The sequence below is a fragment of the Flavivirga amylovorans genome (genome assembly GCF_030540875.1).
In the GTDB taxonomy this organism is placed as follows: domain Bacteria; phylum Bacteroidota; class Bacteroidia; order Flavobacteriales; family Flavobacteriaceae; genus Flavivirga; species Flavivirga amylovorans.
Window position 1 is genome coordinate 270,592 of the sequence record NZ_JAUOEM010000003.1, and the last position, 13,634, is coordinate 284,225.

The 13,634-nt window shown below is 32.3% G+C and carries 9 protein-coding genes; 1 reads left to right on the plus strand and 8 read right to left on the minus strand.

Features of this window, described 5'->3' with window-relative positions:
- Positions 1-23 precede the first annotated feature (23 nt).
- From Q4Q39_RS09620 to Q4Q39_RS09650, 7 genes are all read right to left on the minus strand, one after another.
- On the minus strand, positions 24-494 hold the full coding sequence (locus tag Q4Q39_RS09620) for a hypothetical protein (protein WP_303282220.1): 471 nt from the start codon (positions 492-494) through the stop codon (positions 24-26).
- Positions 495-497: 3 nt separating this feature from the next.
- A complete protein-coding gene (locus Q4Q39_RS09625; RefSeq protein ID WP_303282221.1) occupies positions 498-2,102 on the minus strand; it encodes a class I SAM-dependent methyltransferase in 1,605 nt (534 codons plus the stop codon).
- 86 nt (positions 2,103-2,188) lie between these two features.
- Positions 2,189-4,600: an alpha-ketoacid dehydrogenase subunit alpha/beta gene (locus tag Q4Q39_RS09630; RefSeq protein ID WP_303282222.1), complete on the minus strand. Its 2,412-nt coding sequence runs from the start codon at positions 4,598-4,600 to the stop codon at positions 2,189-2,191.
- A 163-nt stretch (positions 4,601-4,763) separates the two neighbouring features.
- The gene (locus tag Q4Q39_RS09635) at positions 4,764-7,592 is read right to left on the minus strand and encodes a gluzincin family metallopeptidase (RefSeq protein ID WP_303282223.1); all 2,829 of its coding nucleotides are present in this window, start codon (positions 7,590-7,592) and stop codon (positions 4,764-4,766) included.
- Between the two features lie 126 nt (positions 7,593-7,718).
- A complete protein-coding gene (locus Q4Q39_RS09640; RefSeq protein WP_303282224.1) occupies positions 7,719-8,408 on the minus strand; it encodes an LOG family protein in 690 nt (229 codons plus the stop codon).
- 127 nt (positions 8,409-8,535) lie between these two features.
- On the minus strand, positions 8,536-11,367 hold the full coding sequence (gene uvrA, locus Q4Q39_RS09645; RefSeq protein WP_303282225.1) for an excinuclease ABC subunit UvrA: 2,832 nt from the start codon (positions 11,365-11,367) through the stop codon (positions 8,536-8,538).
- Positions 11,368-11,552: 185 nt separating this feature from the next.
- Entirely contained in the window at positions 11,553-11,906 is a 354-nt protein-coding gene (locus tag Q4Q39_RS09650) for a hypothetical protein (protein ID WP_303282226.1), read from the minus strand.
- 394 nt (positions 11,907-12,300) lie between these two features.
- Between Q4Q39_RS09650 and Q4Q39_RS09655 the strand changes: the two genes are divergently transcribed.
- Entirely contained in the window at positions 12,301-12,825 is a 525-nt protein-coding gene (locus tag Q4Q39_RS09655; protein ID WP_303282227.1) for a DUF8685 domain-containing protein, read from the plus strand.
- A 23-nt stretch (positions 12,826-12,848) separates the two neighbouring features.
- Here Q4Q39_RS09655 and Q4Q39_RS09660 read toward each other — a convergent pair whose 3' ends face one another.
- Positions 12,849-13,574, minus strand: coding sequence for a hypothetical protein (locus tag Q4Q39_RS09660; RefSeq protein ID WP_303282228.1), 726 nt, complete (start codon positions 13,572-13,574; stop codon positions 12,849-12,851).
- Positions 13,575-13,634 lie beyond the last annotated feature (60 nt).

The following is a 13,634-nucleotide window of genomic DNA, read 5'->3' on the forward strand; positions in this document are numbered from 1 at the left end:
TCTACGTACTAGTTTAATATACCTTACAAATCTTCCAATATCGCATTAAAATCGTACTGTAAGTCTTCATGCAATTTTGAAATGATTTTTTTAGAAAGTAACAATTGTCTGTTATACATATTCTGTAATTGTACGCTTCTATTAATACTAGGAGAAAAGCCTTTTAATTTCTGACAAAAATAGAGGAGGAGTTCTACTTCTGTTTCTTTATTTTGTGAATATCGAATGTATTTTTTGATGTTTCTTAAAATTTTCCGAGTACTTTTTCTAATGTAAAAGTAGCTGTCTCTGTTAATTAATTCAAATTCTTCATCTACATAGCTTTTTACACTTTCAATATAACCAGATTCGTTATGAGATTCAAAAAGCAAATAGGTGAGGAGCTCTTTGTTTTCTTTTTTAAATCTTGATAAACGAAGACAAAGTTCCTGTATTTCTTGTGTTGAAAGTGTGTTTAATTCTTGTTTGATTTCTCTTAGTGTGACAGCTTTCATTTTTTAATGGCCTTTTAATAAGTTAATGCTTACCGTTGTTAATTCGTTGTTGGGAAATGTTGTGAAATAATTTGGGTCTGGATGTAATCCAGCTTTTACTGCCACTTTATTAAAAACATCAACCTCCAAGATAAACTGGTCGCTATAGCCATGGGTAGCGTCATAGGCTGTTGCTGCTATTTTTCCTAAATTGTTTGCCGTTAATTTGGGATCTATGGTGTGTAATTCTATAATTAATAAACCAAACCGTTCTACATAGGGTTTCCATTTTTGCAAATGCTCTAATAAAGAGTTTTCAACTAAATTATTATGTATTCGTTTGCCTTCGTAACTATAGGCTCCTGTTGATTCACTTAGGTGATCTGTAATTTGTTTTGGAGCTTCCCATATACGATTGTGGTCTAAAAAAGTTCTAACGTTTAATAAATCTTTTAAATCAATATTGTAATCCTCTTTTAGATCTTTGGCTAAGATATCTGGTCTGCCAATGTTGCCCCAAATAACCTTGGCCCAAATATCTGCTTTAATTAAATTAGCTCTTGTTACTTTTAAAGCTGCTTGATTAAAGTCTGCACCTACAAGCAATAAAGGATGTTCATCAAGCATTTTGCCTCTTAATGTTTTAAATTCTATGACATCAAAAACATGTTGAATAAAAGCACCATTTCCACAACCCATATCTAAAATTCCTTTTGGCTGATCTTCAATGGGTTTGTTAAACAACTCAATAATAATAGCATCTATTACTTTAAAGTAAGTCGTATGTGCACCGCCGCTTCCCCAAACATTCATTTCTCTATCTACATGCTTTTCTTTTTCGTCGGGTGATTTTGTTTTTAGAACTAAGGGGTTTCCAAAAATAAGGTCATCTAATGTGATAAATGTTGGTAAATATGAAATGGTAACGCCATAAGCGCTAGCGCGTTTTGCAAAAAACAACCCTTTATCAGTAAATTGATAGGTGTCTTTTTTTTTAGAGAACCAACCCAAATGAGCTAAAAAATCAAGTATCTTTTTAAAACTTTCGGGGTCTTTATGATATTCTTGAGCTCTAAAAGAAGCTTCCATAAAGTATTTGTGAAAGAAGCCGTTAAGGCCTAGCAATACAATTATTGGCGCGGCAATAACACCTTCTATATGCTTAAGTATTTGATATTCGATGGTGCCGTGTTTTATTTCTAAAAGTCCAAAATTTTGTTCATATTTTGTAAACACTTTTTCTAAAGCATTAAACGCATCTGCTCCGATACCTTCTTCTGGAAATTTAACAGAATAGTTTAATAATTTTACTGAGTCTTCATATATAGGGACTAACTTAAAGGCTTTTTTACTTTTAGTATTTGTTTCGTAATGAACTGTGTTATCTGTATTGTTAATATGCATGTTTAACCAGCCTTGTGATGATAACACACGTAAACCAACATTTAGGTAGCCTTCATTTGCATTGAAGGTTTTTGATAGATTTTTAACACTGGATTTTTTATTATTTAACAAATATTCAAGAACACCATTCTTATGAAGTGAGTAGGCAGTTGTTGTTGTTGCAATACCATCTAAGTGCCTAAAAATAGTACTTCTAAATTGTTCTTTATCTTGCTTTGTTAACATAATAGGTTGTTTCGTATATAAATATAAAAAGAAAAACCTTTCCAATTTGATTAGGAAAGGTTTTTAAAAATATTTTGTTTTATGATTTACCTTAATTTAGGAAATTCAGCAGGATTTAATTCGTGTATAACATCATAAACGGCTTCAAAGATATCTTCTGCGGAAGGTTTTGAAAAATAGTCCCCATCATTCCCATAAGCTGGTCTGTGAGCCTTTGCTGTAAGTGTTTTTGGCTGACTGTCAAGATGCTGGTACCCATTTTGAATATTCAATATTTCGTTTAAAATATATGCCGAAGCACCGCCAGGGACATCTTCATCTATTATCATAACACGATTAGTCTTAGCAATACTTTTTACAATGTCATGGTTTAAGTCGAAAGGTAATAATGATTGTACATCTATAACTTCTGCATCAATGCCAATTGCTAAAAGGTCTTTTGCAGTTTGTTCTACGATACGTAACGTAGATCCGTAAGATACTAATGTAATGTCTGTACCTTCTTTAACAGTTTCAACAACGCCAATAGGGGTTTTAATAGCACTTAAGTTATTTGGCATTTTTTCTTTTAACCTATAACCATTGAGACATTCAATAATTATGGCAGGGTCATCACCCTGTAAAAGCGTATTGTAAAAACCAGCAGCTTTAGTCATGTTTCTTGGTACTAAAATATGTACGCCTCTAACTAAACTTAAAAGACCGCCCATTTGAGAACCTGAATGCCATATACCTTCAAGTCTGTGACCTCTCGTTCTTATTATTAAAGGGGCTTTTTGTTTGCCTTTTGTTCTATAGTGCAACGTCGCTAAATCATCACTGATTATCTGCAATGCATATAAAATATAATCGAGGTATTGAATTTCTGCTATAGGTCTTAATCCACGGAGTGACAGCCCTATACCTTGTCCTATAATGGTTGCTTCTCTTATGCCCGCATCTGCTACTCGTAATTCACCGTATTTTTCCTGTAAGCCTTCTAAACCTTGATTTACATCACCAATATTCCCTGTGTCTTCTCCAAAAACTAGTGCTTCTGGATAGTTGCTGAAAATTGAATCGAAGTTATCACGTAGAATAATACGACCATCTACTTGAGTTGCATCGTTATCATACGTTGGTTTTACCTCTTTTATAAGAATGTTTGATCTATCTGTTTCAGAATATAAATGAGAACTAAAGTCTGGTTGTCTCTTTTCAAAAAGACTGTTAATCCAATCACCAAGTTGTTGCTTCTCTTTGGAAGTTTCATTTATAACGAACCTTAAAGCTTTCCTTGCATTGGATAGAATGTCTTTTCTGGTAGGCTCATCGATACTATTTAACTCGTCTTTAATTTTAGATATGAATGCACTGTTGGGACTAGATGGGGCAACTTGCGTTAATATAGAAACCAACTCCTGCTTTTCTTTTATTATAGGTTTTAAAAAGGTATTCCATGCTTTCTTTTTAGCTTCTCTAACATCTCTTTTAATAGTCCGTTCAATTTCTGTAAGTGTCTCATTCGTGGCTATACCGCTTTCTATAATCCATTTACGCATTTTGAGATTACAGTCGTTTTGGGATTCCCATTGTAAACGCTCTGAAGATTTATATCTTTCATGAGAGCCGGAAGTTGAATGCCCTTGCGGTTGTGTTAATTCTAATATGTGAATAAGTACAGGTACATGCTCTGTTCTTGCAATATTAGAAGCTTCTTGATAGGTTTCTATAAGATTGGCATAGTCCCAGCCTTTAACACGTAATATTTCGTAGCCTTTATGCTTGCTATCTCGTTGAAATCCTTTTAAAATTTCTGATATATTTTCTTTAGTTGTTTGGTGCTTAGCATGAACAGAGATTCCGTATTCATCATCCCAAATACTAATAACCATAGGGACTTGTAAAACACCAGCTGCATTTATAGTTTCAAAAAATAGACCTTCACTAGTACTTGCGTTTCCTATAGTACCCCAAGCAACTTCGTCTCCATTAATGGAAAAATTATTTGTGTTGATATTATCAACATTTCTGAAGATTTTTGAAGCTTGTGCCAAACCTAATAAACGAGGCATTTGTCCTGCGGTAGGAGAGATGTCTGCACTTGAGTTATATTGTTTGGTAAGATCTTTCCAACTACCATCTTCATTTAAACTATGCGTTACAAAATGACCGCCCATTTGACGACCAGCAGACATAGGTTCTAATTCTAAATCGGTATTGGCGTATAACCCTGCAAAAAACTGTTCAATTGTTAATTCGCCAATAGCCATCATGAATGTTTGGTCTCTATAATAACCAGATCTCCAGTCGCCCTTTTTAAAGGCTTTAGCCATAGCTAATTGAGGAATCTCTTTACCGTCTCCAAAGATCCCGAATTTTGCTTTACCGGTTAATACTTCTCGTCTACCTAGTAAACTACATTCACGACTTTTAATAGCAATTTTGTAGTCATTAATTACTTCTGCTTTAAAATCATCAAATGATATGTCGTTCTTCAAATTTGGAATAGTTTGCATTTAGCTGTGCTTTTTGCTCGTGCAAAAGTAGCAAAACTTTGTCGTTTTTCCAATTTTTTAGGCGTCTAAATTTTTGACGTATTATTAATAATAATCATAAAAAAGGATTTATAATATGAATTATTCAACAAAAATAGGTTAAAAATGATTATTCGTTAAAAAATTAGTACCATCTTCTTCTAAAAAGGCCTAAAAGTATTTGTGGATCTACAGTAAATTTAAATCTGATTTTTTCATCATAATTGGGTTGGCCAATTTCCCAGCCAAGGTTAGAATATATAGGAAAGTAAATTTCGAAATAATCGGTAACTAAATTAATTCTCACACCAGAATCATATACAAAGTGAGGATCGTCAAATTTGTTTTTAAGAAACCCGATGTCTCCGTATGCTAGTATGTATTTCCATAATGTGGTACTTGCATTAAAGGTACTAATCCATTGGTTTGCAAAAGGTGTTTCTAATTTAGATTTGAATCCGCCTTCGACGTCTAAATATTGCTGACTAAATATGCCTGTGGCTTCAGAACGACCCAAATAGGGGAGATCAAATAAGTAATCTGTTGGCCTGTCTAATGCAAAACTGAAAAAATCTGAAGTTATGTCGGTTTTGTTTTTTATAAAAGCACCAGTAAACATACGTAAATTTAATTGTCTGTTGCTTTGAAAAAGGCGTCTATATTCGTAATTAAAAGATATTTTGCTAAATTTTTCTCCAACTTGAAAATCGACATACCATTTATTGAAGTTTATTAGGTTGTCATCTGAATTTCGGTAACGAATATTTAAGAGCTTATAGTTTGGACTAAATGTAGGGGAGATGTTATTAACGTCTTCATCTCTTTTTATATCTAAATATCTAAACTTTAATGATTGTCTTTTGTTCGATCGTAAATCATCATCCTTTCTAAAAAAGAATGTTACAGAAGGTTTTATTTGTCTAACGAATAAGTCTTCAGCATAAGAGGTGTAACTTCCTGCGATGCCATAATTAATAGCATATAGATTTTTTTTAAAGTAATGTGTTCTTTGCAGTGAAGCAGAGCCTGTTAAGGTTTTGGATTTAAAAGCGTATGACGGTTCAATTTTGTATTTAAAAAGCTTTCTTAAAACGGTTGTGTTATAAGCTCTCATCCCTAAAGTGAAGCCATCATAAATATTATTGAATTCTGCAGTAGGCATGAAGAACACTTGATTGTAATAGGGGTCTTCAATATCTTTGAAAAGTCTAAATTGAAAAGGTTTATTGTTAAAAAAGAAGCCTTTTAACGATTTCCAATTATCTCTTGTATTGATTTCCGGAACTGTTTTTTCGTAATTTAAAACAAGCTTATTTGCTTTGTTTCTGGTGATTGTAAGTGTTTTGCTTTCAGTTACATTTTCTATCCATGTTTTAGAAATAATGCTGTCATTCTTTAAGGTATATAAAGAAATAGGCATATTATTCTTTTGTTTATTCTTTATGGTAAGTGTTATAGAGTCTTCTGTTTTGGATACTTGCTTTATTTTGAAATCTATTTGTTTTCTGGTGCTTAAGTAATCTTTAAAAAACCAATCAATATTTTTGTCGGTTTTAGATTTTAAATAGGATTCAAAGTCTTTAGTTGTGGTATGTTTTAACTTATTATCTAATACAAATGATGTTATGCTATTTTCTAGTATTTGACTATTTATAAAATCGTCTAAATATTTGAGTCCAATACCTGCTTTGTATTTATTGGCAATATTGGCGTTAAACTTAAGTAGCGAGTCTTTTTGCATCGTTAGTGGCTGATCTCTATTTGTTCTAGAGGAAGACATGACCGCTAGTGTGTATTTGTCATTAAATTTCATGTCGGCAGCATGAAAAGATCTAATCCCCCAGATTTTGGCTAAGGCTCCGAGGAATTTCATATCTGGATAGTATTCTTGTACATAATTCATTAAATAATAAATTTGAATACCATCTAATAGCCATTGTTCTTTTCTTGGGTTTACAAGTAACGTATTTTCTAAATAGTTGTGCAATGCAATTTTTAATAGTTTAAGCTCATATTGAAAATGATTGGGATAGGTTTTTAAGAATTTAGGTAAAGAATTTAGACCGTAAACGGGATCTTTTACATTGTCAATTTCAGTTAACAAAAGTCTTTTATGTGGATATTCCCCAAAGTTTTTTAGAATAAAATTTGTGACTTTTTCTGTAATTAAAACGCGATCTATTATTTCTAAACCATCATCATCTATATTAGAAACTAATGCAAAATTATCGGATTGTATCGTTTTGAAATTCGAGCCTTTACTTAAAAATAATTTATTGTTGTTTCTGTTTTTTCCGTGAAGCTTAACTATTTGTCTGTTAGTAAGTTGTTCTTTGTTAATTAAATCTAATTCTGAAGTTAGCGTGTAACTGTTTGGATGTTCGATTTCTAGCGTAATATCAGATTTTGGTATAAATAAATCATCTAAGTTTTTATTGCTATAGTATTGCCATTCACCATTATAAACTGCTGGTGTAATATACCAATACCTTAAATTTAAATCACCTGAATTTGTAATACCATAACTTGTGAATTTTGCATTTGGAATTTGGACAATATATTCAAGGTTTATGCTGTATGAATCATTTGGTTTTAAAGGGTCTTTTAACGCTACTTTAATAACATCTATCTGATCTTTTAGTTGCTCAAATACGAGGTCTTGATTATTTTGTTTAATGGAAGTGATAGCAGAAAACCCTCTATCTCTGTTTTTTGCTAAATGAAAATCATTTTTATATTCATCAGCAATTCGTATTGCTAGTGGTGTTTTTTTTGTTGAATAACTATTGCTCCAATCATTTAAATAAATAGTTTGTAATTCGTCTTGTGTAGTGTTTTGGTATTGAATAGTTTGTGATATTTTGATTTGCTTGTTTTCAATATCAAAAACAGCCTTTACGTCAATCTTATTTTGACTGAAGCTCGAAAAACTTATTAGAATAATAATGATGTAATTAGAGAGACGTAATTTCAATTTATTATATAACATTTAGCGGTTAATAATTCAAACAAGGCTTTACAATATAACAAAATACTGCGGTTTTAAAATTTACTAATGATAACACTAGGTAACTACTTAGTCGTAAAAAAGCTATAATATTTAGAAATTAGGACTTAAACCAGATTTTTTATAGAATGCGTCAAGAATAGTTATAACTTCATCTTCTGTGTCTACCAAATGAATTAAATCTAAATCTTTTGGACTTATATTTGAGAATCTATCCAACAAAGTCTTTTTTACCCAATCCAACAGACCTTCCCAAAAATCTTTACCCACCAGAATAATGGGGAACTTTCCTATTTTATGTGTTTGCAAGAGTGTTATGGCTTCAAATAACTCATCTAAAGTCCCGAAACCACCTGGCATGGCTACAAAACCTTGGGAGTATTTAACAAACATAACTTTACGAACAAAGAAGTAATCGAAATCTAAACTTTTATCTGTATCTATATATGGGTTGTCATGTTGTTCGAAAGGCAAATCAATGTTTAAACCTACGGAGGTACCACCAGCTAGGTGAGCCCCTTTATTTCCAGCTTCCATAATTCCAGGGCCACCCCCGGTAATAACACCATATCCTGCTTCCACAATCTTTTTTGCTACATTTTCTGCTAATTTATAGTATTTGTCTTCTGGTTTTGTTCTTGCAGATCCGAAAATAGACACACAAGGGCCTATTTTACTCATCTTTTCAAAACCATTAACAAATTCCCCCATTATTTTAAAAATAGCCCAAGAATCATTTGTTTTTATTTCATTCCACCCTTTATGATGTTGTTCCTTTCTCATATATATAAGTTTATGTATTTGTCTGTTTTTTTAGCGTATTTAAATTTTACATAAATATCAACTTCACCAAATTTAGATATTTTCTACTTGACTTGCTCTATGTATACTACTATTTAAATACGGTTTACTAATTCAATTCTTTTTTTAGAAATTTAGCGGTATAGCTTTTTTTATGTTTAATAATATCTTCTGGAGGGCCTTCAACAATAATTTCTCCACCACCTTGTCCACCTTCGTAGCCAATATCTATGATATGGTCAACGGTTTTTATAACATCTAAATTGTGCTCGATAATGAGAACTGTATTGCCTTTATCTGCCAATTTATTAAGTACAACCATAAGGACTCGTATATCTTCAAAATGTAGCCCTGTGGTAGGTTCATCAAGGATATAAAAAGTGTTTCCTGTGTCTCGTTTGCTTAATTCTGTTGCCAGTTTAATACGTTGCGCTTCTCCACCAGAAAGGGTGGTGCTTTGTTGGCCTAGTGTAATATATCCTAATCCAACATCTTTAATGGTTTTTAATTTATTATATATTTTAGGAATGTGCTCAAAAAATTCAACCGCTTCGTTAATAGTCATGTTTAATACATCACTAATTGACTTTCCTTTATAACGAATCTCTAAAGTTTCTCTATTAAAACGTTTTCCTTGGCAGGTTTCACACTCAACATATACGTCTGGAAGAAAATTCATTTCAATAACTCGTAGACCACCACCTTGACAAGTTTCACAACGGCCTCCTTTTACATTAAAACTAAAACGACCCGCTTTGTAGCCACGTATCATGGCTTCTGGAATTTTCGCATATAGGGCTCTAATTTCGCTAAAAGTACCTGTATATGTTACTGGATTGCTTCGTGGTGTTCTTCCAATAGGGGATTGGTTGATATCAATTACTTTATCAATATGTTCTAAGCCTTTAATGCTTTTATAGGGCATTGGTTTTTTTACGCCATTAAAATAATGGGCATTTAAAATGGGGTATAGGGTTTCATTAATTAGTGTAGATTTTCCACTGCCTGAAACTCCCGTAACTCCTATCATTTTTCCTAAAGGAAATTTAACCGATACATTTTTTAAATTATTTCCTGTACAGCCTTTTAATTCTAAAAACTTACCATTGCCTTTTCTTCTTTTTTTAGGAACTTCAATTTCTTTATTACCGTTTAAATAATCGGCAGTTAATGTGTTATGTGTTTTTAATTCATCAGGATTACCAATACTAATTATTTCACCACCATGCTTTCCTGCTTTTGGTCCGATATCTATAACATAATCGGCGCGTTCTATCATATCCTTGTCATGTTCTACAACAATAACCGAATTTCCTATGTCACGGAGTGCTACTAACGAATTAATCAGTTTTTCATTATCACGTTGGTGTAGGCCAATGCTAGGCTCGTCTAATATATACAATACGCCTACTAATTGAGAGCCTATTTGGGTTGCCAGACGAATACGCTGTGCTTCACCTCCAGATAATGACTTAGAACTTCTATTTAGTGATAAATAATCTAACCCAACATCTAATAAGAATTGTAGTCTGGATTTTATTTCTTTTAAAACTTCTTCTGCAATCTTAAATTGCTTGGCAGATAGATGTTTATGTAAGCTGTTGAACCAATTAGCTAGCTCAACAACATCTGTATTGGCAAGTTCTGCTATGTTTTTATCATTTATTTTGAAATAGAGTGATTCCTTTTTTAATCTAGAACCGTTACATTCTGGACATTTAACCTTGTCCATATAATCTTTGGCCCAACGTTTTAGCGATGTAGATTCGGCATTTTTGTATTGATTTTCTATAAAGTTTGCAACACCTTCAAAATCTATTTTGTAATCGCGGGTAACACCTAGTGTTTTGCTTTCCACAGAAAATTTTTCATTCCCACCATATAAAATCATTTGTTTGGCTTCTTCGGGAATATCTTTGTAGGCATCGGTTAAATTAAAGTTGTAACGCTGAGCAATGGTTTCGAACTGTTTGAATATCCAGCTTTTCTTTTCGGGACCATGAGGTGCTAATGCCCCTGCTTTTATTGATAGGCTATCATCAGGAACAATTTTTTGTTCGTTTATTTGATATAATTCTCCAATACCGTTACAATGGGAACAAGCTCCTTTAGGGGAATTGAAAGAAAAATTATTAGGCTCTGGATTTGGATATGAAATTCCAGAAGAAGGACACATTAAATTTCTGCTAAAGTAGCGGGTTTCGTTAGTATCTTGGTCAATAACTAAAAGTACATCTTCACCATGATACATTGCGGTATTTATGGTTTCGGTAAGACGTTTGTCGTTGTCTGTAGAGGTGTCTATGACTAACCTGTCGATAACAATTTCAATATCATGGGTTTTATAACGATCCAGCTTCATGCCTTTTGTTATATCTTTAATCTCACCGTCTGTTCTTACTTTTACAAAGCCTTGTTTTGCTATTTGTTCGAATAATTCGCGGTAATGTCCTTTACGAGATCGAACTACAGGTGCCAGTATATTGATACGTTTCCCGTTGAAATCATTAATGATGAGTTCTTTAATTTGCTCATCACTATAGCTTACCATTTTGTCTCCTGAATTGTAACTGTAGGCATCGCTAGCTCTTGCGAACAATAAGCGCATAAAATCATAAATCTCAGTAATAGTACCTACTGTAGAACGAGGCGACTTACTTGTCGTTTTTTGTTCGATAGCAATAACTGGGGAGAGCCCGTCAATTTTGTCAACATCAGGCCTTTCCAAGCCTCCAAGAAATTGCCTTGCATAGGCTGAAAACGTTTCAATGTATCGTCGTTGCCCTTCTGCATAAATAGTATCAAAGGCTAATGATGATTTTCCACTTCCAGATAAGCCTGTAATGACTACAAGTTTTTCTCTGGGGATGGACACGTCTATATTTTTTAAGTTATGTGCTCGGGCACCTTTTACTTCGATTAAATCGTCAAATTGGCTCATAAAAATCGCAAAACTGCGAAGTTACGATTTTAGAAGTTAAATTTTTGTAAACTTTTAGTTAGACTTAGAACTCTTTTTGAGGTAATATGAAACAATTTCAAGAGGATAGGTTTTAAAAAATAAAGCACTCCATTTAGAGTGCTTTTAAGCTTGTAAAGTTTTAAATATTATAATTGTTATTTAGACTATGGGGTAACCGTTGCTAATTCTCCCGATTCTATAGATTTGCTATAATTTGCTTTTACTGTATTTAGGTATCCAAAGAATTTTTTCCCATTTTTCTTTTTAAGAACAACATAAGTGATACCATTATTTTCATTTATAATATCTTTTACAATGACCTTATTACCATAAACATTTTTGTAGTTTGCTAATCGTCCTTTTTTAACTAGAAAATTTAGTCTTGGAAAGTCTATATGGTTATAGCTCACATTTTGAGGAGCGTTAATAATTAACTCATCTCCAATTTTAGGGTTATCTTGTGCATTTGTGAAAAAGCAAAAGCTAAAAAATAACATTGCAAAAATTAAATTTTTCATAAATAAAAGGCTTTTTAGGTTAAACAACAAGTTAAAATAAAGATACGCGTTTATTGTCGTTTTTCCAACCATTTTTCTAGATACTACTGGGTTTTCGAGTGCTTAAAAATAGTATTAACCTATTAGTAAACAGGGGGGCTTTAAAGAAAAACATATGTTTGTGTTAATAGACGTTTTTTTAGTAAGTGTTAACTTCTAATTAACCCATTTTTTTTGTTTTATACTATCCTTTTTAAAGGGGTGTTTTGAAAACTGTTTTTATTACGATTTTAACAAAAATTTATGAAAATATTTAGCATATTTGGTCAATGAAGTCAAAATGTAATTCTACATTTTATTTTCAGAGTATGATGAATTTAAAATTTACACGTTTATAAAATTTAAAAATATTAATATGAAATTATTAGGAATAGGTTCAAGGATTAATCATTCAGAATATGGGAAGGGTGTTGTAACTAATGTAACAACTCAACATTATTGGGTGACTTTTATTGAAAACGGGTTAGAAACTATAGATTTGGATAGTGATTTTGAGGTTATTGAAGCTGCAGATGGCGATGTGGATACAGTTAGTTTTTTTGATGTTGAAAGTAGTTTAGTCAATATTTTAAAAAAGTGGAGTGATACGAGTGAAGTTGTGCCTATTGCAGATAAGTATAAAGGAGGTAAGCTAATTTTAAAGCCAGGGGATGAGAGTTTAAAGTCTTATGAATTACCAATTGACACGTTTTTTCATAAAATAACGATGGTTAGAGACCGATTACGTGTTATGGAGCAACGTATTAACTCTAGTGATTTAGATGAACAAGGAAAGATAGATTTGCAACAATATATTACCAGAATTTATGGCAGTTTAACTAGTTTTAATGTGTTGTTTAAATCGAAGAGCCATAATTTTGTTGGGCAGAGGAGTAAGTAAAAGAGGTGTTTATTTAAAGCTTATTAATCGATCGAACCTTTAATGTGATTTATCTCCAAGCCTAAAACAAGCAGTTTGTGAAATGTAGGTAGTTGAGCACCGCTTTCTGTCGTTGTCCAATCGCTCCATGAGGCTTCTAAACCTTCTATCGGCAGTATAGAAGTCCACATTTTAAAGGCTTTAGGTTTACCCGTATTATCGAACAACCATAAATAAGAATCTCCAGGTGTAGATCCGCCAGTGGTGTAAGTAACTAAAAGTGCGTTGTCTCCATTTTCAAGTTTTACTAGCCTGCGTTCTGCACCTTTATCAAAAACCTTATAAGGTGCTACTAGCCAAAATGAATCGTTATTAAAGTAATTTAGAGCTTTGGCTATTAATTCTTCAGACATATTTTTTTCCACTTTAAAACTATGTATATAAGCTTTACTTTGGCTATGATCGTTCAAATCTAAATTTACCTTAAACTCTTTCCAGTAAACTTTACAAATGTTTTTTGCTTTATCCCATTCGTAATGATGTCTTTTTTTGAATGTCCATTCAATATAATTGGTGTTCTTAAAAGCATCATAATCTAAAGCCTCAAGCATTTTATAAGCTAAAGCATCGGCTTCTTCTCCTTGAACACCATTTGGTAAGTCTTCATTAAATTTAAAGAATAAAAAACCAAAGAACAATAAACTGGGTAAGGTGAGAAATATAATCACCCCAGTTATTATTTTTACTATTTTTTTTGGTTTTTTAGGCATAAAAAACTTTTATCGTTTTCTGTAAAATAGAGATCTAAATTATTAAATCCTATCATCTTA